The 22,186-nt window shown below is 76.5% G+C and carries 24 protein-coding genes; 15 read left to right on the forward strand and 9 right to left on the reverse strand.

The window, feature by feature from the left end:
* Positions 1–12: 12 nt before the first annotated feature.
* A complete protein-coding gene (locus tag ACWGSR_RS09860) occupies positions 13–768 on the reverse strand; it encodes a GntR family transcriptional regulator (protein WP_376230686.1) in 756 nt (251 codons plus the stop codon).
* Between the two features lie 333 nt (positions 769–1,101).
* Here ACWGSR_RS09860 and ACWGSR_RS09865 point away from each other — a divergent pair, with 333 nt between their 5' ends.
* Together ACWGSR_RS09865 and ACWGSR_RS09870 are read left to right on the forward strand one after the other, a co-directional pair.
* On the forward strand, positions 1,102–1,482 hold the full coding sequence (locus tag ACWGSR_RS09865; RefSeq protein ID WP_453565135.1) for a hypothetical protein: 381 nt from the start codon (positions 1,102–1,104) through the stop codon (positions 1,480–1,482).
* A gap of 169 nt (positions 1,483–1,651) precedes the next feature.
* Positions 1,652–2,260 carry a GNAT family N-acetyltransferase gene (locus tag ACWGSR_RS09870; RefSeq protein ID WP_453565138.1) on the forward strand — a complete coding sequence of 203 codons (609 nt, stop codon included), beginning with the start codon at positions 1,652–1,654 and terminating at the stop codon, positions 2,258–2,260.
* Positions 2,261–2,273: 13 nt separating this feature from the next.
* Here the strand turns inward: ACWGSR_RS09870 and ACWGSR_RS09875 are convergent, their stop codons facing one another.
* Positions 2,274–2,606 (reverse strand): DUF6204 family protein, encoded by a 333-nt coding sequence (locus ACWGSR_RS09875; RefSeq protein WP_453565141.1) that lies wholly within the window; start codon positions 2,604–2,606, stop codon positions 2,274–2,276.
* Positions 2,607–2,821: 215 nt separating this feature from the next.
* Between ACWGSR_RS09875 and ACWGSR_RS09880 the strand changes: the two genes are divergently transcribed.
* A complete protein-coding gene (locus ACWGSR_RS09880; protein WP_453565143.1) occupies positions 2,822–4,780 on the forward strand; it encodes a DUF5107 domain-containing protein in 1,959 nt (652 codons plus the stop codon).
* A 7-nt stretch (positions 4,781–4,787) separates the two neighbouring features.
* Here ACWGSR_RS09880 and ACWGSR_RS09885 read toward each other — a convergent pair whose 3' ends face one another.
* Complete coding sequence (locus ACWGSR_RS09885) at positions 4,788–5,624, reverse strand: methyltransferase domain-containing protein (protein WP_453565145.1); 837 nt, start codon at positions 5,622–5,624, stop codon at positions 4,788–4,790.
* A gap of 334 nt (positions 5,625–5,958) precedes the next feature.
* Here ACWGSR_RS09885 and ACWGSR_RS09890 point away from each other — a divergent pair, with 334 nt between their 5' ends.
* From ACWGSR_RS09890 to ACWGSR_RS09900, 3 genes are all read left to right on the forward strand, one after another.
* Positions 5,959–7,170 (forward strand): sulfite oxidase, encoded by a 1,212-nt coding sequence (locus ACWGSR_RS09890; RefSeq protein WP_376230692.1) that lies wholly within the window; start codon positions 5,959–5,961, stop codon positions 7,168–7,170.
* 129 nt (positions 7,171–7,299) lie between these two features.
* On the forward strand, positions 7,300–8,532 hold the full coding sequence (locus ACWGSR_RS09895) for an aminotransferase class I/II-fold pyridoxal phosphate-dependent enzyme (RefSeq protein ID WP_376230693.1): 1,233 nt from the start codon (positions 7,300–7,302) through the stop codon (positions 8,530–8,532).
* A 64-nt stretch (positions 8,533–8,596) separates the two neighbouring features.
* Positions 8,597–9,619, forward strand: a complete 1,023-nt coding sequence (locus ACWGSR_RS09900; RefSeq protein WP_376230694.1) for an MBL fold metallo-hydrolase — start codon at positions 8,597–8,599, stop codon at positions 9,617–9,619.
* Here the strand turns inward: ACWGSR_RS09900 and ACWGSR_RS09905 are convergent.
* Together ACWGSR_RS09905 and ACWGSR_RS09910 are read right to left on the reverse strand one after the other, a co-directional pair.
* A complete protein-coding gene (locus ACWGSR_RS09905) occupies positions 9,599–10,324 on the reverse strand; it encodes a DedA family protein (protein WP_376230695.1) in 726 nt (241 codons plus the stop codon). The genes ACWGSR_RS09900 and ACWGSR_RS09905 overlap by 21 nt on opposite strands.
* Positions 10,321–11,094: an MBL fold metallo-hydrolase gene (locus tag ACWGSR_RS09910; protein WP_453565149.1), complete on the reverse strand. Its 774-nt coding sequence runs from the start codon at positions 11,092–11,094 to the stop codon at positions 10,321–10,323. The genes ACWGSR_RS09905 and ACWGSR_RS09910 overlap by 4 nt, the downstream gene beginning before the upstream one ends.
* Positions 11,095–11,216: 122 nt before the next feature.
* Between ACWGSR_RS09910 and ACWGSR_RS09915 the strand changes: the two genes are divergently transcribed.
* The 5 genes from ACWGSR_RS09915 to ACWGSR_RS09935 all read left to right on the forward strand — a co-directional run bounded on the left by ACWGSR_RS09915 (position 11,217) and on the right by ACWGSR_RS09935 (position 15,600).
* Entirely contained in the window at positions 11,217–11,621 is a 405-nt protein-coding gene (locus ACWGSR_RS09915) for a recombinase family protein (RefSeq protein ID WP_376230697.1), read from the forward strand.
* A gap of 294 nt (positions 11,622–11,915) precedes the next feature.
* A complete protein-coding gene (locus tag ACWGSR_RS09920) occupies positions 11,916–14,156 on the forward strand; it encodes a phage holin family protein (RefSeq protein WP_453565152.1) in 2,241 nt (746 codons plus the stop codon).
* A gap of 112 nt (positions 14,157–14,268) precedes the next feature.
* Positions 14,269–14,640 carry a hypothetical protein gene (locus ACWGSR_RS09925; RefSeq protein ID WP_453565155.1) on the forward strand — a complete coding sequence of 124 codons (372 nt, stop codon included), beginning with the start codon at positions 14,269–14,271 and terminating at the stop codon, positions 14,638–14,640.
* A gap of 60 nt (positions 14,641–14,700) precedes the next feature.
* On the forward strand, positions 14,701–14,865 hold the full coding sequence (locus tag ACWGSR_RS09930; RefSeq protein WP_453565157.1) for a hypothetical protein: 165 nt from the start codon (positions 14,701–14,703) through the stop codon (positions 14,863–14,865).
* A gap of 318 nt (positions 14,866–15,183) precedes the next feature.
* A complete protein-coding gene (locus tag ACWGSR_RS09935; RefSeq protein WP_453565160.1) occupies positions 15,184–15,600 on the forward strand; it encodes a hypothetical protein in 417 nt (138 codons plus the stop codon).
* 32 nt (positions 15,601–15,632) lie between these two features.
* Here the strand turns inward: ACWGSR_RS09935 and ACWGSR_RS09940 are convergent, their stop codons facing one another.
* Positions 15,633–16,466, reverse strand: a complete 834-nt coding sequence (locus ACWGSR_RS09940) for a helix-turn-helix domain-containing protein (RefSeq protein WP_453565162.1) — start codon at positions 16,464–16,466, stop codon at positions 15,633–15,635.
* A gap of 104 nt (positions 16,467–16,570) precedes the next feature.
* Between ACWGSR_RS09940 and ACWGSR_RS09945 the strand changes: the two genes are divergently transcribed.
* Positions 16,571–16,876 carry a 4a-hydroxytetrahydrobiopterin dehydratase gene (locus ACWGSR_RS09945; protein WP_366373966.1) on the forward strand — a complete coding sequence of 102 codons (306 nt, stop codon included), beginning with the start codon at positions 16,571–16,573 and terminating at the stop codon, positions 16,874–16,876.
* Between the two features lie 38 nt (positions 16,877–16,914).
* Positions 16,915–17,661 carry a class I SAM-dependent methyltransferase gene (locus tag ACWGSR_RS09950; protein WP_453565164.1) on the forward strand — a complete coding sequence of 249 codons (747 nt, stop codon included), beginning with the start codon at positions 16,915–16,917 and terminating at the stop codon, positions 17,659–17,661.
* Here ACWGSR_RS09950 and ACWGSR_RS09955 read toward each other — a convergent pair.
* Positions 17,628–18,536, reverse strand: coding sequence for an NmrA family transcriptional regulator (locus ACWGSR_RS09955; RefSeq protein ID WP_453565167.1), 909 nt, complete (start codon positions 18,534–18,536; stop codon positions 17,628–17,630). The genes ACWGSR_RS09950 and ACWGSR_RS09955 overlap by 34 nt on opposite strands.
* Positions 18,537–18,657: 121 nt before the next feature.
* Here ACWGSR_RS09955 and ACWGSR_RS09960 point away from each other — a divergent pair, with 121 nt between their 5' ends.
* Together ACWGSR_RS09960 and ACWGSR_RS09965 are read left to right on the forward strand one after the other, a co-directional pair.
* Positions 18,658–19,590 carry a cupin domain-containing protein gene (locus ACWGSR_RS09960; protein ID WP_453565169.1) on the forward strand — a complete coding sequence of 311 codons (933 nt, stop codon included), beginning with the start codon at positions 18,658–18,660 and terminating at the stop codon, positions 19,588–19,590.
* A gap of 82 nt (positions 19,591–19,672) precedes the next feature.
* The gene (locus tag ACWGSR_RS09965) at positions 19,673–20,590 is read left to right on the forward strand and encodes a class I SAM-dependent methyltransferase (RefSeq protein ID WP_453565172.1); all 918 of its coding nucleotides are present in this window, start codon (positions 19,673–19,675) and stop codon (positions 20,588–20,590) included.
* A 23-nt stretch (positions 20,591–20,613) separates the two neighbouring features.
* Here the strand turns inward: ACWGSR_RS09965 and ACWGSR_RS09970 are convergent, their stop codons facing one another.
* Both ACWGSR_RS09970 and ACWGSR_RS09975 read right to left on the reverse strand, forming a co-directional pair.
* On the reverse strand, positions 20,614–21,078 hold the full coding sequence (locus ACWGSR_RS09970) for an RICIN domain-containing protein (RefSeq protein ID WP_376230707.1): 465 nt from the start codon (positions 21,076–21,078) through the stop codon (positions 20,614–20,616).
* A 150-nt stretch (positions 21,079–21,228) separates the two neighbouring features.
* The gene (locus tag ACWGSR_RS09975; RefSeq protein ID WP_453565408.1) at positions 21,229–22,023 is read right to left on the reverse strand and encodes an aldo/keto reductase; all 795 of its coding nucleotides are present in this window, start codon (positions 22,021–22,023) and stop codon (positions 21,229–21,231) included.
* Positions 22,024–22,186: the final 163 nt, after the last annotated feature.

The following is a 22,186-nucleotide window of genomic DNA, read 5'->3' on the forward strand; positions in this document are numbered from 1 at the left end:
GGCGCGGGGCGCTCAGTGGGACTGCAGCACCGGCAGTGAGGGGGCGCCCGTCGGCAGCATGTGCTTGGCGGCCAGGACCGGGACCTCGCCGACCCGGACGACCTGGGTGACCAGGACGGCGGGAGTGTCCGCCGGGCGCCCGAGCTGGTCCCCGCGCCGCCGCCCGAGCAGCGTCGCCGTGATGCCGCTGTGCGCGCCGAGGGCCGTCTCGCGCGAGGCGCCGACCAGGACCGAGAGCATGGAGACCGCCGGGCGGCCGTCGGCGTCCGTCTCCCGCAGGGCCCGCGCGAACTCGGGGTGCACCCGGTCGAGCAGGTCGTCGGACGCCGCCCACTCGTGGCTCAGGGCCGCCGCCGCACCCTCCCCGACCAGCACGGACTCCCAGAACCGCAGCTCGGCGCGGGCCGGGGCGAGCAGATGCTGGGCGGTGAAGTCGGTCGGCTCCTCGACCGTCCGCAGGAGCGCCCGTACGCGGAGCGGCGCGCCCCCGCCGATCAGCTCCTCCAGCGGCTGGACCTGCTCGAACCCGCGCCGGGGCGGCCGGTCGTTCACGGTCCGGCCGACCCCGCGCCGCACGGTGAGGACGCCGTCCTCCTGGAGCAGCAGCAGCGCCTCGCGCAGGGCGGGCCGGCTCACGCCCAGCTCGGCGGCGAGCTTCGGCTCGGAGGGGAGCGTGGAGCCCGGCGGGTAGGTGCCGTCGTGGACGGCGTCCGCGATCCGCTCGTAGAGCGCCACGACCGGTCGCCGCCGCTGTCCGCTGACCGGCACGGCCTCTCCTCTTCTCGCTGTCGGTTCCGTCCCCGGCACCACGGTAGCCGGGTCGCGTTGTCTGACAAGTCACCCGTACGGCTCTCCCCACCGCCACGGTGGAGCCCCGTCCCCCTCATTCTGGTCCCACGGCGGCGGCCCACGCGGCCGACGGCACGGACGGCACGGACGGCACGGACGGCACGGACGGCACGGACGGCACGGACGGTACGGACGGTACGGACGGTACGACGAGGAGAGGGCCCGATCGATGAGTCCCAGGGACAGGGAGCGGACGGCGGGCGCGGGAGCGTCCCGGTCCGGCGGGGCCTTCCCGCACGCCCGGAGGCGGAAGTGAAGCGGGCCGCCGCCGTCGGCGCGGGCGCGCTCCTCGCGCTCGCGGTCGTCGCCGTGTCCTCGGCGGAGGAGACCCCCGGGACCGGAACCGGGGCCGGGACCGGGACCGGAACCGGGGACGAGCCGGAGAAACGGACCGTGCCGGACTTCCTGGGCCTGGGCCTGTGGCGGGTCTTCACCCGTCTCGACCGCAGGACCCGGCTCGACGTCCACGACGTGAGCGGCCGGGACCGGCGGGTGCTCTGGCCGTCGCGCTGGCAGGTCTGCACCCAGTACCCGGAGGCGGGCGCGGACCTCGACCGGCGGACCACGGTCATGATCGGGGTCGTCCGCAGGGGCGAGACCTGCCCGCCCCGCGTCCGCACGGCCCGCCGCTGAGCGGCGCCACCGCCGACCGGGCTCGTCACCGACCGGCCCCGCGGCCCGTACGGCACCACGGCCCATACGGCACCACGGCCCGTACGACTCCGTGACTCGTACGACCCCGTGGTCCCGCACGGCCCGCCGCTGACCGGTGTCGTACGGGCCGTCCGCATAACCTGGCCGCATGCCCGACGCCCCAGGCCCGTACCCCTCCGTCCCCGGCCTGCCCTCCGGGGACCCCGGCCCGTCCTCCGACGCCCCTTACCTCGCCCTCGGCCCCCGCGTGGGCCTGCGGCCCTTCTCGGCGGCCGATGCCGGGGAGTTCACCGCGCGTGCCCGAGAGAGCCGGGAGCTGCACCGGCCCTGGCTGTTCCCGCCGTGCACGCCCGAGGCGTACGCCGCCTACACCGGGGTGCTCCTCGGTGAGCCGGCGCGCGCCGGTTTCCTGGTGTGCGAGCGCGGGGAGGGCGGCCGGATCGCCGGGTTCGTCAACATCAACAACATCGTCCGCGGTGCCTTCCGCAGCGGCGCCCTCGGCTACGGCGCCTTCGCGCACGCCGCCGGACGCGGTCTGCTCACCGAGGCCCTCGGCCTGGTCCTGGACCACGCCTTCGGACCCCTCGGACTGCACCGCCTGGAGGCGAACATCCAGCCCGGCAACGCGGCCTCCCGCGCCCTCGTCCGCCGCGCGGGCTTCCGCCTGGAGGGGTTCTCGCCCGCGATGCTGTTCATCGACGGCGCCTGGCGCGACCACGAACGCTGGGCGATCACGGCCCCGGAACCCGGGGCGTGAACGCACGACGGGCTCAGCGCTTGTAGTTGATCTTCATCGTGTCGAGGTCCGTCACGGTCGAGCGCAGCCCCTTGTGGCCGTGGCCCAGCTCCCCGAGCACCGTCTCCACCCGGTCCTCCGCGAGCGCGCCCGCCATCTCCTCGCCGTCCTCGGCGTCGGAGACGACGACCACGCGGTACGAGAAGTGCTTCAGCGTCCGGTCGTAGGCGAGCGAGCCCTCCTCCGTGAACCGCATCGCCGCCATCCCGTGGTCGTCCGCCTCGGCGAGCAGCCGGGACCGGCTCTCCTCCGACAGGCCGTCGAACGTGCCCCGGACGATGACCCGGTAGGTGTGCCGCGTGCCCATTCCTCGTACTCCCTGCGCCACGGGTGCCCCTGCTCCCCGGCCCGCCACGGCGGCGCGCCGACCCGTCACCGTACGACGGCGGGCGCCCGCGCCGCCCGGAATATCCGGCTGCTCCGCCGGCGGCCCTCCGCCCGGCCCCTCCGTCGGAGTCCGATGCCGAAGCCCGACGTCGAGAACCCCTGGTCAGGACGGATCCCGGCGTGTTCGATGGGGCGATGACGACCGTGCGACGTGCCGTACTGACGCTGCCCGCGGCCCCGCTGGGGCCGGACAACCCGCTTCCCGCCCTGCGCGCCCCCGCCCGTGCCGGGGCGCACGCCGTCGACGAGCGGACCCTCGCCGGGCTCCCGCGCGACATGGCCCGGGGCATCGGCCGCGCCCCGCTGCGCAGCCTCCTGCCCGTCCCCGTGCGCGACGGCTACGGCCGCGACCGCGTCCCCGCGGACCTCGACGCGGTCGTGATCGAGAACGACCGCCTCCGGGTGACCGTCCTGCCCGGCCTCGGCGGCCGGATCCACTCCCTCCACCACAAGCCCACCGGCCGCGAGCTCGTCCACCGCAATCCCGTCCTCCAGCCCGCCGCCTTCGCGCTCAACGGCGCCTGGTTCGCCGGCGGCGTCGAGTGGAACACCGGCGCCACCGGCCACGGCGCCCTCTCCTGCTCGCCCCTCCACGCCGCGACCCTCCGCGCCCCCGACGGCGGCCCGATGCTCCGCCTGTGGGAGTGGGAACGGCTGCGCGACCTGCCGTTCCAGATCGACCTGTGGCTCCCCGAGGACTCCGACTTCCTGTACGCCGGCATCCGGATCCGCAATCCCCACGAGCGTCCCGCGCCCGTCTACTGGTGGTCCAACACCGCCGTCCCCGAGGACCGGCGGGTCCTCGTGCCCGCCGACGCGGCCTGGCACCACGGCTACGAACGCGGCCTGGACCGCGTGCCCGTGCCCGTCGACGCCGACGGCACCGACCGCACGTACCCGCTGAACAGCGTCCACGCCGCCGACTGGTTCCACGACCTCCCGGACGGGCGGCGGCGCTGGATCGCCGCCCTCGACGCGGACGGCGCCGGCCTCGTCCAGACCTCCACCGACGCCCTGCGCGGCCGGAAGCTCTTCGTCTGGGGCACCGGGCGCGGCGGCCGCCGCTGGCAGGAGTGGCTGACCGGGCCCGGCGCCCCCGGCTACGCCGAGATACAGGCCGGGCTCGCCCGCACCCAGCTGGAGCACCTGGAGCTGGCGGGCGAGTCGGAGTTCAGCTGGCTGGAGGCGTACGGGCCGCTCGCCGCCGACCCCGCCGCCGTGCACGGCGACGACTGGACGGCGGCCCGCGCGGACGCCGAACGCGCCCTGGACGCCGCCCTGCCCCGGGCCTCCGTCGACGCCGCGTACACCGCCTGGCGGGAGCGGGCCGCCGACGCCGAGCCGGAGACGGTCCTCGCGGCCGGTTCGGGCTGGGGCGCCCTCGAAGTCCTGCGCGGAGGGTACGGGCTGCCCGGCACGCCCTTCCCGGAGTCGACGCTCGGCCCGGAGCAGGAGCCGTGGCGCGAACTCCTGCGCACCGGCGTCCTGCCGCCCCCGGCGAAGGGCGCGGGGCCCGGCGCGCCGCTCGTCTCCGCTCCCTGGCGGGACATGCTGGAGACCGCCCCGGCCGACCCCTCCACCGAGTACCACCTCGGCGTCGCCCAGTGGCACGCCGGGGACCGCGCCCAGGCGGTACGGAGCTGGGAGCGGGGACTGCGCGGGGCCGAGGAGGCCTGGCCGCTGCTGTACTGCCTGGCCGTGGCCGACCAGGAGGACGGGCACGCGGAGCGGGCCGCCGAACGGTTCGCGGAGGCCTTCGCCGACCATGCCGCTTCCGGTGGGGGAGGGGCGGTGGCCGCCTCCCTCGGCCGGGAGGCCGTGGCGGCGCTGCTCGCCACCGGCCGGACCGACCGGGCCCGGCAGCTCTGGGCGCGCCTTCCGGAGGAGGCGCGGGGGAGGGGCGCGTTCCGGCTCCTGGAGGTCCGGATCCTGCTCGCGGAGGGCCGGCCGGACGCGGCCCGCGCCGTCTTCGACGAGGGCTTCGAGGTGGCGGACCTGAGCGAGGGCGCCGAGGTGCTCGGCGAGCTCTGGGCGCGGATCACCGACGAACCCCTGCCGGACGCCTACGAGTTCCGGATGCGCCCGAACCCGTGAGGGGCGATCACGCCACCCGGCACAGGACCTCCCCGTGCGGGACCATGAACCAGGCGTCCTCCCGTCCGCCCCACTCCCGCCAGGCCTCCGCGATCGCCGCCAGCTCCCCGGCGGTCGCGTGGCCGCCGGAGACGGCCAGGTCGGCGTAGCCGGAGGCGGTCGTGCGGTCCGCCCACAGGCCGCTCCACCAGGCCCGCTCCTCGGGAGCGGCGAAGCACCAGGTGCCGGCCGTCGTCGTGATGTCCGTGAAGCCGGCCCGCCGGGCCCAGGAGAACAGGCGCCGGCCCGCGTCCGGTTCGCCGCCGTTGGCGCGCGCGACCCGGTGGTACAGGTCCAGCCACCCGTCCAGGACGGGCAGTTCGGGGAACCAGGCGAAGGCCCCGTAGTCGCTGTCCCGGGCCGCGACGATCCCGCCGGGCCGGCACACCCGCCGCATCTCGCGCAGGGCCCCCACCGGGTCCCCGACGTGCTGGAGCACCTGGTGGGCGTGGACGACGTCGAAGGAGTCGTCGGGGAAGTCCAGGGCGTGGACGTCGGCCGCGGCGAACCGGACGTTCTCCAGGCCGCGTCCCTCCGCGACGGCGCGGGCCTTCACCAGGACGTCCTCGGCCGCGTCGACCCCGGTCACGCGGCCCGGCCCGACCAGCGCGGCCAGGTCGGCGGTGATGGTGCCGGGCCCGCAGCCCACGTCCAGGACGTCCAGCCCCGACCGCAGCTCGGGCAGCAGGTAGGCGGCGGAGTTGGCGGCGGTCCGCCAGCTGTGCGAGCGCAGGACCGACTCGTGGTGGCCGTGGGTGTAGACGGCGGTCTCGTGGGCCGCGGACGGTGTGGAGGCGTGCGTCATGGAACCGGCTCCCTCGGTGTGGGCGGATGCCTCCACCGTAGGCGGACCGATCGCATCATGAGACCCGCGTCTTACCATGTGGATCACGTCTCACCCCGACAGGTCCCTCCGGCAATGGAGTTCCCCCGGGGCCCGGTCGCCCGTCTCCCCTCCCCGCGCGACCGCCCCGACCTCGCATTTTCCGGCCCGTGCCGCAGCCTTCCCTCACGTATGCCAGGCCCCTCGGAGCCTCTGTGACAGGCCTGTGAACTGACCGTTCGAACGCGCCCCGCGCCCCTAGGATTCGGCGCGCCGCCCGTTCGGCCCCTCCCCCTTCCGTCCGCCGAGGAGTCCCGTGCCGTACTCGCCCGTGCCCGCCCGCCGCTCCCTGCTGAAGCTGCTCGCCGCGAGCCCGGCGGTGTCCGCCCTCGGCGGGCTCGCCGCCGCGGCCCCCGCGCGGGCGGCGACCGCGGCGGGACCCACCGCGCCCGGGATCGTCAAGCCGCTCCCCGCCGAGCACTTCACCGTCCGGGGCACCAACGCCGAGGCCCGCTTCGACGCCTTCGCGGACACCGGGTACCTCACCCCCGCCGACCGCTTCTTCGTCCGCAACCACACCTCCACCCCCGTCCTCGACGCCCGCGACTGGCGCCTGACGCTCTGGGGCGACGGGCTCCACGGCCGCAACCCCGTCCACCTCACCTACGGGCAGCTCCGCGACCTGCCGTCCGTCACCCGGACCGCCCTGATCGAGTGCGCCGGGAACGGCCGCAGCCTCTACACCAGCCAGCAGGGCGAGGCCGTCACCGGCACCGCCTGGACCCTGGGCGCCGTCGGGGCCGCCCGCTGGCGCGGCGTCCGGCTCGCCGACGTGCTCCGGCGCGCCGGGATCGCCCGCGACGCCGTCGCCGTCCAGCCGCGCGGCCTCGACGACCCGTACGTCTCCGGCGGCGTCGACCACGGCCGGGTGCGCCGCCCGCTGCCGATCGCCAAGGCCCTGGACGACGTGATCCTCGCGTACGAGATGAACGGCGAGCCCCTCCCGTACGACCACGGGCACCCGGTCCGGCTCGTCGTGCCCTCCTGGATCGGCATCGCCTCCATCAAGTGGCTCGGCGACATCGAGGTCTCCACCCGGCCGCTGACCTCACCCTGGTCCACCGACTGGTACCGGCTCTTCGGCGACGCCCACCCCGAGGGCGGCAGCGCCCCGCTCGGCCGCCAGACCCTCAAGTCCGGCTACCAGCTCCCCTCCGGCGCCACCCTGGAGGCGGGCGGGGTCCACCGGCTCACCGGCCGCGCCTGGTCCGCCCTCGCCCCCGTGCGGAAGGTCGAGGTCTCCGTCGACGGCGGCGCCCACTGGCGCCCGGCCCAACTCCACGACGTCCCCCGGCGCGACGGCTGGGTCCGCTGGAGCGCCCCGTGGCGCCCGCACCGCGCCGGGCAGGTCACCCTGCTCTCCCGCACCACCGACGCCGCCGGGAACACCCAGCCCGAGCGGGCCGTCCACAACACCCAGGGCTATCTGTTCAACGCGGTCGTGCGCCACCCCGTCACCGTCGCCTGACCCCGCCCGGGGCGGCCCCCGCCCCGTCCCCCGGAGCGACTCCACAAGCGGCGGAAACGCCCGAAATTCCGTATAAAGGGCACGAGGGTGCCGTGCCCGGCGCCCCCGTGCGCTCAGGAGGTACGGGACATGCCGCAGAAGGCTCCGGAAGGGCGCGGCCCGGTGCGCTACGGTCCCCCCGCCCCCGACACCGGCCTGCCCGTCCCGCCCGTGCTCGCCGGCCTCCTCTCCGCCGCCGCCGGACGCACCGACCCCGAGCCGCCCGGCGGCGGACCCGTCCTGCGCGAGGCCGCCGCCGGCCACTGGTGGCGCCGGGGCCTGCGCACCCACCCCGAGGACGTGGTCGCCGCCCCCGGCGCCCCCGCCCTGCTCCTGGCCCTCATAGCCGCCCACGGCGGCGACCTCCTGCTGCCCCGGCCCTGTCCCGCCTGGTGGACCCCACAGGCCCGGCTCCTCGGCCGCCCCGCGTACCACGTGCCCACCCCCGCCGAGTGCGGCGGCGTCCCCGACCCGTACGCCCTCCTGGAGACCGTCCGGCGGATCCGCGCCGAGGGCGGCCACCCCCGCGTCCTGCTGCTCTCCGTCGCCGACGACCCCACCGGCACCGTCGCCCCGCCCGAACTCGTCCGCGAGGCCTGCGAGGCCGCCGTCGCCGAGGGCCTCCACGTCGTCAGCGACGAGACCTGGCGCGACACCCGCCACGACCCGCACGACACCGTGCTCGTCAGCCCCGCCGAGATGTGCCCCGACGACGTCACCGTCCTCAGCGACCTCGGCGGCGCGCTCACCCCCGCCGCCTGGCCCTGTGCCGTCGCCCGCTTCCCGCCCACCGACCCGTCCCGCGCCGACCGCTGGACCGACCCCCGGGCCCGCGTCCTCGACGTCCTCACCGCCCTCGGCTCCGTCGTCCCCGGCCCGCTCGCCCCCGCCCTCGCCCACGCCCTCGACGAACCCGAGGACGTCACCGCGCCGGCCCGGCGCGCGACCGCCGTCCACGGGAACCTCGCCCGGGCCGCCCACCGCGCCGTCCTCGCCGCCGGCGCCCTCTCCCTGCCCCCGCAGGCCGGCCGCCACCTCTACGCCGACCTCGGACCGCTGCGGGCCGGCCTCGCCGCCCGGGGCGTCACCGACTCCCTGGAACTGGAGGGCCTGCTCACCGAACGGCTCGGCGCCCCGGCGGCCGGCGGACACCGCTTCGGCGACGAACTCGGCGCCCTGCGGGTCCGCTTCGGCACGCGCATGTTCCTCGGGACCACGGGGGAGGAGCGGACCGAGGCCCTCGGGGCCGAGGACCCCCCGGGACTTCCCCGGGTGGCCCGGGCCCTCGCGGACTTCGGCGCGGCACTGGAGGAACTCCGGTGACCCCGGCCGCCCGCCGACGCCCCACGAGCCCGCCATGAAGCGCCGAGCGGAACGGAGCCCGCAGATGACCGAACGGACGGCAGTCGTCCCGTACGAGACCGACCGTGCCGCAGCCCCCGCAGGTCCCCTCCAGCCCCTCGGCCGGCTGCGGCACGACTGGCCCCGCACCTTCGTCGACCGGCTCACCACGCCCCTCCCCGGCGTCCGGTCCATGGCCCGCTTCGCCCGCGAAGGAGCCGTGCGCCCCCGCCCCGAGGGCCTCCGCGACATCCCGCTGCTCCCCTTCGAGCCCGGCCCGCTCCCGCCCGCCGGACCCGGCACCCTCGCCGTCACCTGGGCCGGGCACGCCAGCTGGGTGGTGCGGATCGGCGGCCTCACCGTCCTCACCGACCCGGTCTGGTCCCGCCGCATCCTCGGCACCCCCGCCCGGATCACCCCCGTCGGGGTCCGCTGGGAGGACCTGCCGCCCGTCGACGCCGTCGTCATCAGCCACAACCACTTCGACCACCTCGACGCCCCCACCCTGCGGCGGCTGCCCCGGGACACCCCGGTCTTCGTCCCGGCCGGCCTCGGCCGCTGGTTCACCCGCCGCCGGTTCAGCCGGGTGACCGAGCTCGACTGGTGGGAGGCGGCCGAACTCGACGGCGTCCGCTTCGACTTCGTCCCCGCCCACCACTGGTCCAAGCGCACCCTCACCGACACCTGCCGCTCCCTGTGGGGCGGCTGGGTCCTCACCGACCGGTCCGGACACCGGGTGTACTTCGCCGGGGACACCGGCTACGGCCACTGGTTCGAGGAGATCGGCCGCCGCCACCCCGGCATCGACCTGGCGCTCCTCCCGATCGGCGCCTACGAGCCGCGCTGGTGGCTCCGCGACGTCCACACCGACCCCGAGGAGGCGGTCCGGGCCCACCGGGACCTGGGGGCCCGGCGGATGGCGCCCATGCACTGGGCCACCTTCGTCCTCTCCTCCGAGCCCGTCCTCGAACCCCTCACCCGGGTCAGGGCCGCCTGGGAGGAGGCCGGCCTGGCCCGCGAGGACCTGTGGGACCTGCCGATCGGCGGCTCAGGGGTGCTCGTGCCGTGACCCGCCCGGACCTTCGGGAACCCCCGCGCCGGAGCCCGGTCCGGCCCCCGGGCCCGCGCCGCCCGGCGCCCCGGAGCGCGTCCCCCGCACCCGCCGCCACAGCGCCGGGACCGCGCTGACGAGCACCGTCAGACCCACCGCCGCCACGACCCCCTGCCACGGCTCCGGGAAGAGCGAACCGCCCAGGATCCCGATCAGCTGGTACGTCGCCGCCCACGCCAGACAGGCCGCCACGTCCCCCCGGACGAAGCGGCGCAGCGGCATCTCCGCGAGCAGGCACGCCAGCATCACCGGGATCCGGCCCGCCGGCACGAGCCGGGACAGGACGAGCACCGACACCTGGTGCGCGTCGAGCCGCTCCCGCGCGTGCGCGAGGTGCTCCGGCGTGACCCGCCTCTCCAGCGCGGCCAGCCACCGCGAGCCCTTGTCGGAGTGCACCCCGCGCCGCCCCAGCCAGTACAGCGCCGCGTCCCCGAGGCACGCGGCGGACGCCGACACCAGGAAGACGAAGAGCAGCGACAGCGGCGAGGTCTGGTGGAACGCCACCACCGCCGCCGAGCTGACGATCGCGCCCGTCGGCACCACCGGCACCAGCGCGCCGAGCGCCACGAGCAGGAACAGCGAGGGGTAGCCGGCCGCCTGCTGCGTGGACTCCGGCGGCAGCTCGCCCACGACCGTGACGAACCGGGCGACCCCGTCGATCACCGGGCGACCTCCGGCCGCACCCGCTCGCCGTGCCCCAGCAGGTGCACCGCCACCTTCGGCGCCAGGCGCGCCGCGTGCCGGACGAACTCGTCGCCGGGGGAGTGGAACTCGTGCGGCCGGACCCCGTCGAGCCCGATCGGCCAGTACGTGCCGTAGTGCACCGGCACCGCCGCCGCCGGGGACAGCTCCGCGAGCACCTCGGCGGCCCGGCCCGCGTCCAGGTGGCCCGGCCCCAGGTACGGCCCCCAGCCGCCGACCGGGAGCAGCGCCACGTCCACCGGGCCCACCGCCTCCGCCATGCCGTCGAAGAGGCCGGTGTCCCCGGCGAAGTACGTCCGCGCCTCGCCCTCGACGACATAGCCGAGCGCCGGGGCCCGGTGCGGCCCCACGGGCAGCCGCCGCCCGTCGTGGAGCGCCGGGACGGCCCGTACCGTCACGCCCTCCACCGTCACCGCGTCGCCCGCCGCCACCTCGGTGAGGCGCAGCCCGGCCCGCTCCAGCCTGCGCAGCCCCGGCACGGCGGCGGGGGCCCCGCGCGGCACCACGAGCCGCGTCCCGGGCGCGAGCCGCGCGAGCGACGGCAGGTGCAGGTGGTCGGAGTGCAGGTGCGAGACGAGGACGGCCTCGGCGGACGCGGCCTCGGGCGGCGGCGGGGCGCCGCGGCGGCGCCGCAGATGGGCGAGCCGCCGCGCGAACAGCGGATCGGTGAGGAAGCGGACCCCGGAGTCCTCGACCGTGCAGGTCGCGTGACCCCACCAGGTGACCTCCACGGCGTGCCGCCTTCCGTCCGTTCCGTGCCTTCGAGCCCTTCCGTACCCCCGTAACGAGGGTAGATGTCCGGAGCGCGCCCCGGAGGATGTTCGGTCGCGCCTTCCCGCAGTAGGGTCCCTCCATGGACGACGTTCGGGTGGCGGCGATCGCCAGCCTCACCCCGCTCGAAGAGCTCGACAGCGAACCCTTCCTCGTCGACACGCGCGGCCAGCACGCGGTGTGCGCGCGCTGGGCCGAGGACCAGGGGTACGTGATCGCCCGCCAGCTGCTGTTCTACGGCATCCGGCCCGACCACGAGGCGCTGTGGGCGGACGTGGAGGACGGCGCGGTCGACCTCTTCGTCGCGGCCAGCGAACGGGTCCTCGCCCGCGCGCTGACCTCCGTGACCGGCTTCCGCGCCGAGTGCGAGCGGCGCGGGGTGCGCCTGGAGACGGTCTGTCCCGACGAACCGGTGTACGACGCGGCGGCCAAGGCCGGGGTGCACCGGCGCCTCTCGATGCCCACCGCCGGGTACGACGGCTCCTGAGCCCGCCGGGTACGACGGTCCCTCGTCCCGCCCCGCCTCCGCCGGGCCGCGCCGGCCTTTCCCCGGTCCCGCCGTGGGCGTTGTGACACGCTTGGGGCAGGAAACGGCTGAAAGGCGAGGCGGACGAAAGGCGAGGCGGGCGTGGGTGACGGACGAGGGGGCGGCACCGGCCGTCGGCGGTCCGCGGAGGGACGACGGCCCGCGGAAGGCGGGCGGCCGGCGGCGGATCGGCGGCCCGCGAAGGGCCGGTGGTCCGCGCGGGGCTGGCGGTCCGCGGGAGGCGCGCTCGGGCGCGTGATCGTGGTGTGGGCGGTCTCCACGCTCACCCTGCTCCTCCTCGCGGGCCTGCTCCCCGACTTCCAGCTCCAGTCCCCCGACGGGGACAGCCTCACCCGCACCGCGATCACCGCCGCCTGGGCGGCCGGCGCCTTCGGCCTGCTCGGCGCGCTCGTGTGGCCCCTCCTCGTACGGGCGCTGCTGCTCGTCCCGGCCCTCGTCCTCGGCCTGTTCGGCTTCTTCCTCAACGGCTCGCTGCTGCTCGTCGCGCTCTGGGTCACCCCCGACGGACGCGGCGCCGCCGACCCCGAGACCGCCGTCGTGGTCGCGGCCGTCATGTCCGCCGTCGCCTCCGCCACCTCCACGGGCCTCGCCGTCCACGACGACGACGCCTACCGGCGCCGCCTCTACCGGCTCACCGGCCGCACCCGGCCCCGCGCCCCCGGCGACCCGGCGGACGCCGTCCCCGGCACCCTCTTCCTCCAGCTCGACGGCGTCGGCCACCGCGTGCTGCGCGACGCCGTCGCCGACGGGCTCATGCCGACCGTCGCCTCCTGGCTGGAGGCCGGCCACCGGCTCGTCCCCTGGCGCACCGACTGGTCCAGCCAGACCGGCGCCAGCCAGCTCGGCATCCTGCACGGCTCCAACGAGGACGTGCCCGCCTTCCGCTGGTACGAGAAGGGCACCGGCCGGGTCATGGTGTCCAACCGCCCGGCCAGTGCCGTCGAACTCCAGCGGCGGGCGGTGCGCCGCACCGGCGACGGCGGGCTCCTCACCTACGACGGGGCCTCCCGGGGCAACCTCTTCAGCGGCGGCGCCGAACAGGTCGCCCTGGTCCTGTCGGTGGCCGCCCGGCGCGGCCGGCGCAACCGCTCCCGGGCCGGCTACTTCGCGTACTTCTCCGACCCGGCCAACGCGGTCCGCACCGCCGGGTCGTTCGTCACCGAGTGCGTCCGCGAGGTGGGCCAGTCGGCGCGGGCGCGGCTGCGCCGCGAGACCCCGAGGATCTCGCGCGGCGGCACGTACCCCCTCGTCCGCGCCTTCGCGACGGTCCTGGAGCGGGACGTGGTGGTCTCGGCCGTGATGGGGGACATGCTGGCGGGCCGGACCGCCGTCTACGCCGACCTCGTGGCGTACGACGAGGTGGCCCACCACTCCGGCCCGCACGGCCGGGACACCGACCAGGTCCTGCGCCGCCTCGACCGCTCGATCGCGCTGATCGCGGACGTCGCCGAGCACGCCCCGCGCCCGTACCGGATCGTGCTCCTCTCCGACCACGGGCAGAGCCCCGGCGAGACCTTCGAGGCGGTGTACGGGCTGACGCTCAAGGACCTGGTGAGGGCCGGGTGCGGGCTGCCCGTGCCGCGCCGGGTACGGCGCACCCGCAGCGGTTCGGAGGCGCGGGACGCGGCCAGGGACGCGCTGCGCAGCGCGCTGCACCGGCCGCTCGACGAGGGCGACGAGACGGCGCGCGAGCTGCCCGCCAAGCCCTCCGAACCGGTCGTCCTCGCCTCCGGCAACCTCGGCCTCGTCTCCTTCCCCGACGTGCCGCACCGGATGACCCGGGAGGAGATCGACCGGCGCCACCCGGCCCTGCTCCGCACCCTCGCCCACCACCCCGGCGTCGGCTTCGTCCTCGTGGCGAGCGCCGAGCACGGCTCGGTGGTCCTGGCCGGCGACGGGACCGAGGTCCCGGTCGCCGAGCTGACCGACGACGGGCCGCTGGCCGCGTTCGGGAGGGGCGCGGCACGGGCCGTGCGGCGCACGGACGGCTTCCCGCACGTCGCGGACATCATGGTCAACTCCATGTACGACCCGGAGACCGGCGCCGTGCACGCCTTCGAGGAGCAGATCGGCTCGCACGGCGGCCTCGGCGGCGAGCAGTCGGAGCCCTTCCTGCTCTCGCCGCCGGAGCTCTCGCCGCCGGTGGGGGAGGGGGAGGAACTGGTCGGCGCGGAGCAGGTCCACCGGGTCCTGCGCCGCTGGCTGCGGGAGTCCTCGGGTCCGCAGGTGCCGGTGGGGGAGGCGGGGGTCACGGGAGTCCCGGCGGCTCCGGGGCGGGTGGAGCCGAGCCTTCCGGGCGGTGGGCCGGTCGACGCCTCGGCCGGCGCTCGGGCCGGCCGCCCGGCCGGGGAGACGGGGCGCGGCCGGGGCGACGGCTCGCCCCGCGGTTCCGCCGGCGGGCCCGCGGACGAACCCGTGGACGAGCCCGTCGGCAGGCCGGTCCACGGACCCCCCGTGCGGGACGAGAAGCGCTGATCCGGGGGTGACCGCCGGGGTGGTGAATCCCGGGGGCCGGGCGTAGGCCGGCCGGGCGGATCTCGGGCCCCGGGCGCCGCGCCGGGACCCGCGCGGGGCAGTACGGATCTCCGTGAGCCCCGCGCCCGAGCCGACCGCAGCGCCCGCCGCCCCGGCGGGCCGCCGGACGCGCCCGGGCCGCCACCGCTGGGTCGTCCTCCTCCTCGTCCTCGCCGCGCTGTTCGGCACCGGGGCCACGGCCCCGCTCTCCGGCGCCGCCCCGCTGCCCGCCGCCGCCCCGGCCTCCGACCCGGGCGGCGAGACCCACGACCAGGCCGCCGGCACCGCCCTTCCCGCCCGTACGAGACGGCACCGCACCGGCCCGCGCCCCACCGGGCCCCGGCGCCGGAACCCCGAACGCCGGGGGCGCCGCCGGGACCCGCTCCCCGCCCCCGTACCCGCCCCGCGCGAGGACGCGCTCCGGTGCGTGGTGATGCGCTGCTGAGGGGCCCCGCCCTCACCGCAGCCCCCCTCACCCACCCTTCGCACCGCGAGGAGCTTCGCCATGCCCGTCGATCCGTTCGCCGTCCTCCACGCCCTGATGCGGGCCGAGGCCTCCCGGGCCCGGCGCGCCGACCGCGCCGCGCCCGAACCCGGCGCCCCGGCCCCGGAACCCGCCCCCGCCCGGGCCCAGGAACCGCCCACGTCCCGGAGCGAATCCGTCCGCTGACACCCGGGAACGGCTCGACGCGGGTCACGGCGGGATCCGGCGTGCGGACCGGTGTCCGGAGGCGCGAGGGCGGTCCGACGCCCTCGACCGACCGGAGCGCCGGCCCCGACCGGCCCGCCGGACCCGCGTCCGGCCCGGCCCCGCAACCGGCCCCGCCTCCCACCGAACGCCCCGGCATTACCTCCCACGTCATCGACCCCCCGCCCGCGGCCCGGCATGCTCATGAGCACCGGAACCCGGGCGGCGCACTCCGTCCGGGCTCCGGGACCACCACCAGCACGAACGTCCCGTACGCACGTCCCCGGAAGGTGATCCGCCATGTCCCAGGCCCTGCCCACCGGCCTCGCCCGTACCGCCCGCCCCCACACGGCGCTGCGCCGCTTCCTCGCCCTCGACGCCGTCGTCACCGGGGCCAACGGCATCGCCTACGCCACCGCCTCCCGCCCCCTCGGCGAACTCCTCGGGATCGACGCGGGCCTGTTGCTCGGACTCGGCCTGTTCCTGAGCGCGTTCGCGGCCGGGGTCGCCTGGCTGGCGAGCCGCCCGCAGCCCCCGGCGCCCGCCGTGAAGCTCGTCGTCGACGCCAACCTCCTGTGGGCCGTCCTGAGCGCCGTCGCCCTGGTCGCCTGGCTGGAGCCGACCACCGCCGGCCTGGTGTGGACACCGATCCAGGCGGTCACCGTCGCCGGGTTCGCCGCGCTCCAGTGGACCGCCCTGCGGGCCCTCGGCCGCTAGGGCCGGTCCGGCGGATCGGGGTCGGACAGGCCCTACGCCGCCTCCCCGCCCTCCCCGTCCTCCGCGAGCGACCGCAGGTACGCGGCCGTCTCCGGGTCGGCCGGGATCAGCGTCTCGATGGCCAGCTCGGCGACCGTCACGTCCATCGGGGTGTTGAACGTCGAGATCGACGACACGAACGACAGCACCCGCCCGCCGTGCTCGATCCGCAGCGGCAGCGCGAAGTACGGATACGGCTCCGTCTCCGGCTCCTCCGGTCCGCTCCCCGCGCCGGGAGGCGGCGGGTACGCCGCCACCTCCTCGTACAGCTCCCGCAGCGAATCCGAGCGGGCCAGGGCGATCTGACGCTCCATCTGGGACAGCAGATGGCCCCGCCACTCCCGCAGGTTGCGGATCCGGGGCGCCAGGCCCTCCGGGTGCAGGGCGATCCGCATCGTGTTCAGCGGCGGGGCCAGCAGGTGCTCGGGCAGCCCGTCGAGCAGCAGCCCGACGCCCCGGTTCGCCGCCACCACCGTGTACGAGCCGTCCACCACGAGCGCCGGATACGGCTCGTACCCCCGCAGCAGCCGCTCGACGCCCTCCCGGAGCGCCTCCAGGCGCGGGGCGTCGAGCGGCGTCTCCGCGTACCGGGGGGCGTAACCCGCGGCGAGCAGCAGCGCGTTCCGCTCCCGCACCGGCACCTCCAGGTGCTCGGCGAGCCGCAGGACCATCTCCTCGCTCGGCCGGGAGCGGCCCGTCTCCACGAACGAGACGTGCCGCGCCGAGGAGCCCGCGCGCAGCGCCAGCTCCAACTGGCTCAACCGGCGCCGCTCCCGCCAGCCGCGCAGCAGCGGCCCCACTCCCGTGTCGCTCACGACAGTCGTCATGGCCAGACGGTATCCCAGAGGGGGAGCCCGGGTACCTTTCCCGGGAACCCCCGAGAACCGTCACCGCCCGTCACCCGCGCCACCCGACCGGAGGGAGCACCGCCGTGCCCACGGAACCGCTGTCCCAGAAGGAGATCGAGGACCGCCTGAGGGAACTCCCCGGCTGGTCCGTCGAGGACGACCGCCTCACCCGGGCCTACCGGCTCGGCGACCACTTCGCGGCGACCGCCCTCGTCGTCCACGTGGCCCAGATCCAGCAGGAGCTGAACCACCACTCCGACCTGACCCTCGGCTACGACTCCGTCGCCCTCTCCGTGCACACCCACTCCGCGGGCGGCGCCCTCACCGGGAAGGACTTCGAACTCGCCGAGCGCGTCGAGCGGATCGCCCCCGGCCACGGCGCCCGCTGACCCGCCGCCGGTCCGGCGGGCTCCGTAGGATCGCCGTCATGGCGGAGACCGTGCTCGACTACGAGGCCGAGGCAGCGCACTACGACCGGACCCGGGGCGGCGTGCCCCGGGCCGAGGCGGCGGCCGCGGCCGTCCTGCGGCTCGTGCCGCCCGGCGCCCGCACCCTGCTCGACCTGGCCTGCGGCACCGGCCTCGTCACCGAGCGGCTCGTCCGCCCCGGTCTGCGCGTGTACGGGGCCGACGCCGCGCACGCGATGCTGCGGGTCGCCGCCGGGCGGGTGCCGGGACGGGCCGTGCGCGCCGACGCCCGGCGCCTTCCGCTGCCCGACGCCTCCCTCGACGCGGTCTGCGCGGTCTGGCTGCTCCACCTCGTCCCCTTCGCGGCGGACGTCGTCGCGGAGGCCGCCCGCGTCCTGCGGCCCGGCGGGGTCCTGATCGCCACCGTCGACAAGGACGCGGCCCACGACGTCGGCAGCGACATCGACGCGGTCCTGCGCCCCCACCGCCGGGCCGGGGCGGCCTCCGACGGCTCCGGGCCGATCGCCCGGGCCGCCGCCGCCCACGGCCTCGTCCCCGCCGCCGGCGCCCGCTTCACCGGGCACGGCCAGGGCGACACTCCGCGCGACACCGTACGGAAGCTGCGCGCGGGATACTTCGCCTCCTGGTTCCACGGAGACCCGGCCGTCGTCGACGCGCTCGCCGCCGCCCTGACCGCCCTGCCGGACCAGGACCGCCGCCGCCCCGACCCCCGCTACCGGCTGGTCTCCTTCGTCAGCCGGGGCTGACGCCCGTCCCCTCCCTCTCCTCGGGCCTCCCCGCCCCACGCCTCCGCCGCGAAGGCGGCGAAGGAGCGCGGCTCGCGGCCCAGGACCCGCTTCACACCGTCCGTGGCCGAGGAGTTGTGGCCGTCGAGGAGCGTCGCGAACAGGGCCGAGAGCCAGGCCGCCTCGCCGGCCGGGAGCCCGAAGCCGGTGAGGAGTCCGGCGTACGCGGCCTCCGACACCGGCTCGTAGACCACCGGGCGGCCCGAGGCGCGCGCGATCTCCGCCGCCACCTCCGCGAAGCCCAGCGGGCGCGGTCCGGTCACCTCGTGCACCAGGCCCGCGTGGTTGTCCGCCGTCAGGGTCTCCACGACGACGTCCGCCAGGTCGTCCGCGTCGACGAACGGCTCGGCCGTGTCCCCGGCCGGGAAGACGACCGCGCCCTCCGCGACCCCTTCCGCGAGCAGCCCCTCGGAGAAGTTCTGCGCGAAGAACGAGGCCCGTACGACGGTGAGTTCGGCACCCGGCCCGTCCCCGGACCCGGCGGCCGCCGTGCGGAGGGCCTCCTCCGCCGCCAGGGCCGCGGGCTCCCCGCGCCCCGAGAGCAGCGTGATCCGCCGCACCCCGTTCTCCGCGGCCAGCCGGCCGAAGGCCTCCATCGCCCCGACCGCGCCGGGAGCGGCCAGATCGGGGTAGTAGGCCACGTACGCGGCGTCCGCGCCCCGCAGCGCCGGGCCCCAGGTCGCCCGGTCCTCCCAGTCGAAGCGGGTCGTGCCGGTGCGGGACCCGGCGCGGACCGTCACCCCGCGCGCCGCGAGCCGCTCGGCCACGCGCCGCCCGGTCTTGCCGGAGGCGCTCGTCACCAGAACCGTCTGCGTGTTCTTCGTCTGCGTCGTCATGCCCCAAGGCTCCCGCCCGGCGGCCCCCGGGCCCATGCTGCGCAGTCTCACGTCCCTACGCGTGCGTCTCACGCGCCCGGGCGGGGCCCGACCCGCCGGACACGGCCTAGGCTTTCGGAGCATGGACGCACTCGCCGGACTCCTCGACGGGCCCCGCGCCAAGGGCGCCTTCCTGCTCCGCATGATCATGGAGCCGCCGTGGTCCGTGCGCGTCGAGGACGGCGCCCCGCTCTGTCTGATGTGCGTCACCGACGGCGAGGCCTGGGTCGTCCCCGGGACCGGCGCGCCCGTCCTGCTGCGCCCCGGGGACATCGCCGTCGTCCGGGGCCCGGAGCCGTACACCGTCGCCGACGCCCCCGATGCCCCGCCCCGCGCCCTGGTCGGCCCCGGGGGCGAGTGCACCACCCTCGCCGGGGAGCCGCTCGACCGGAGCATGCGGCTCGGCGTCCGCACCTGGGGCAACGCCCCCGACGGCACCACCACCGTCCTCGTCGGCACCTACCGGATGGACGGCGAGGTCGGCCGCCGGCTCCTCGACGCCCTGCCGGACCTCCTCCACCTGCCCGCCGACGGATGGCACTGCCCCCTCGTGCCCTTCCTCGACGAGGAGGTCTCCCGCGACGAGCCGGGCCAGAGCGCCGTCCTCGACCGGGTCCTGGACCTGCTGCTCATCTCCGCCGTCCGCGCCTGGTTCTCCCGCCCCGGCGCCGAAGCCCCCGCCTGGTACCGGGCGATGGGCGACCCGGTGGTCGGCCGGGCGCTCCGGCTGCTCCAGAACGACCCCGCCCACCCCTGGACCGTCGCCTCGCTCGCCGCGAAGACGGGCGTGTCGCGGGCCGCGCTCGCCCGCCGGTTCACCGCTCTCGTCGGGGAGCCCCCGATGGCGTACCTCACCGGCTGGCGGCTCGCGCTCGCCGCCGACCTGCTGCGCGGGACGGACGCCACCGTCGAGTCCGTCGCCCGACAGGTCGGCTACGGCGGCGCGTTCGCCCTGAGCGCCGCCTTCAAGCGGGTACGGGGCCTCAGCCCGCAGGAGCACCGCGCCGACGCGTGAAGCGGCGGACGCCGTCCTCGCGGCGTTTGCCGTACCGGCAACATTTCTCGCGCTCCCGGCCGCCCCGCCGCACCCTGGAGCCATGAGTCAGCACGCATCCCACCAGGGCCACGGTCACCGACACGGTCACGACCACGGCCACGCCCATCAGGACAGCACCCACCTCGACTGGAGCCTGCTCGCCCCGCTCCTGGAGCGCCAGGCGGAGATCGCGAGCCCCGCCTACGCGGACGCCGCCGCCTGGCTCGGCACCCTCGCTCCGGCGCAGGGCGTCCGCCGGGTCCTCGACGTCGGCAGCGGCCCCGGCGTCGTCACCGCCGTGCTCGCCGAGGCCTTCCCGGCGGCCGACGCCGTCGCCGTCGACGGCACCCCCGAACTCCTCGAACGGGCCCGGGCCCGCGCCGAGGCCCGCGGGCTCGGCGCCCGGGTCTCCACCCTCCACGCCGAACTCCCCGAGGGCATCGGGTCCCTGGGCGAGGCCGACGTCATCTGGGCGGGCAACTCCCTGCACCACCTGGGCGACCAGGGTGCCGCGCTCAAGGAGTTCGCCGGACTCCTCAACCCCGGCGGCCTGATGGTCCTCGTCGAGGGCGGCCTGCCCACCCGGCACCTGCCCTGGCACATCGGGATCGGCCGGCCCGGCCTGGAGGCCCGGCTCGACGCCGCCAACGCCGACTGGTTCGGCGAGATGCGCGCCGAACTGCCCGACTCCAAGGACGAGCCCGACGACTGGCGGGCCCTCCTCGCCGCCGCGGGCCTCACCCCGTCCGGCACCCGCACCTTCCTCACCGACCTGCCCGCGCCCGTCTCCCCGGTCGTGCGGGAGCTGGCCGTCGCCCACTACGAGCGCCTCCGGGAAGGCTTCGGCGCCCGCCTCGACCCGGACGACAAGGCGACGCTCGACCGGCTCCTCGACCCGGCCGACGCGCTGTCCCTGCACCACCGCACGGACCTGTTCCACCTCACGGCCCGGACCGTCCACACCGCCCGCAAGGGCTGACGGACCGCACCGCGACCGGGGGTTCAGGACACCGGCTCCAACCGCCACCACTGGAACGGGGAGTCGGTGTCCTCCCACTGCCGCACGTCCCCGCCGTCCCGCTCCGAGCCGTCCGCGACCTCCAGGAGCAGCCCGCTGACGAAGCTCACGAGGGCCACGGTGCCGGGCGACTGGAGGTCCTGCTCGATGACCCACTCCTGCGCGCCGAAGTTGTTCGCCCGCCACTGCTGGATGCGCGCGCCGTTCTCCGTGGACGCGTTCGCGACGTCGAGCCGTTTGCCGCTGGCCGCGTTGACCAGGTGGTAGAGGCCGCCGCCGTTCGGCACGGGCGCGATGTGCCAGTGCTGCCCGGGAGTTCCGTTCGCGCTGCCCTGCTGCACCTTCGCCCCCGCGCGCGAGGACCCCTCGTACACCTCCAGGAGCAGCCCGCTCGCCACGTTCCGCACCTGGTAGACGCCCTCCTCCACGGGCTCCGGCGCACCGCTCACCGTACCGACTCCTCACGCTCCACCGACCGCTCGGGACGCACGGCGCCCCCGGCCCCCCGACGGGACCCCACCGACCCTACGTCCGGGGTACGACAACGGGCGCCGGAGCCGTCGGCACGGCTCCGGCGCCCGTGGGGCCCGTCCGGGGGATCAGGCGCCGACGTTGAACTCGGCCGGGTTCGGACCGAGGCGCCGGTCCTCGTCGAGGGCGGCGATCGCGGCCAGGTCCTCGTCGTCCAGCTCGAAGCCGAAGACGTCGATGTTCTCGGCGATCCGCGAGGGGGTGACCGACTTGGGGATCACCACGTTCCCGAGCTGGAGGTGCCAGCGCAGCACCACCTGGGCCGGGGTCCGGCCGTGCTTCCGCGCGATCGCGACGATCGCCGGGACCTCCAGGAGGCCCTTGCCCTGGCCGAGCGGCGACCAGGCCTCGGTCGCGATGCCGTAGCGGGCGTGCGCCTCGCGCGAGGCCTGCTGGGAGAGTTGCGGGTGCAGCTCGATCTGGTTGACGGCGGGCACGACCGACGTCTCGCCGATCAGCCGCTCCAGGTGCTCCGGGAGGAAGTTCGACACGCCGATCGCCCTGGCGCGCCCGTCCGCGAGGATCTTCTCGAACGCCCGGTAGGTGTCGACGTACGCGTCCTTCGCCGGCACCGGCCAGTGGATCAGGTACAGGTCGACGTGGTCGAGTCCCAGCTTGTCGAGGGAGGCGTCGAAGGCGCGCAGCGTCGTGTCGTAGCCCTGCTCGCCGTTCCACAGCTTGGTGGTGACGAACAGGTCCTCGCGGGCGATCCCGGACCCGGCGACGGCACGGCCGGTGCCCCGCTCGTTCTCGTAGATCGCGGCGGTGTCGATCGAGCGGTAGCCGGCCTCCAGGGCGGTCGCCACGGCCTTCTCCGCCTCGTCGTCCGGCACCTGCCAGACGCCGAAGCCCAGCTGCGGCATCGATACGCCGTTGTTCAGGGTGACCTGGGGAACCTTGCTGTCCGTGCTCACGTGAGGGGAGTCCTTACGTTATGTGAGGTCGTACGGGGTACTCCCAGGGTCAACGATCACGGGCCGCTCCGCATTCCGCGAAGGGCGTTCCGGTTGCGTGGACGCGTCCCCG

The sequence above is a fragment of the Streptomyces sp. NPDC055632 genome, from assembly GCF_053618675.1.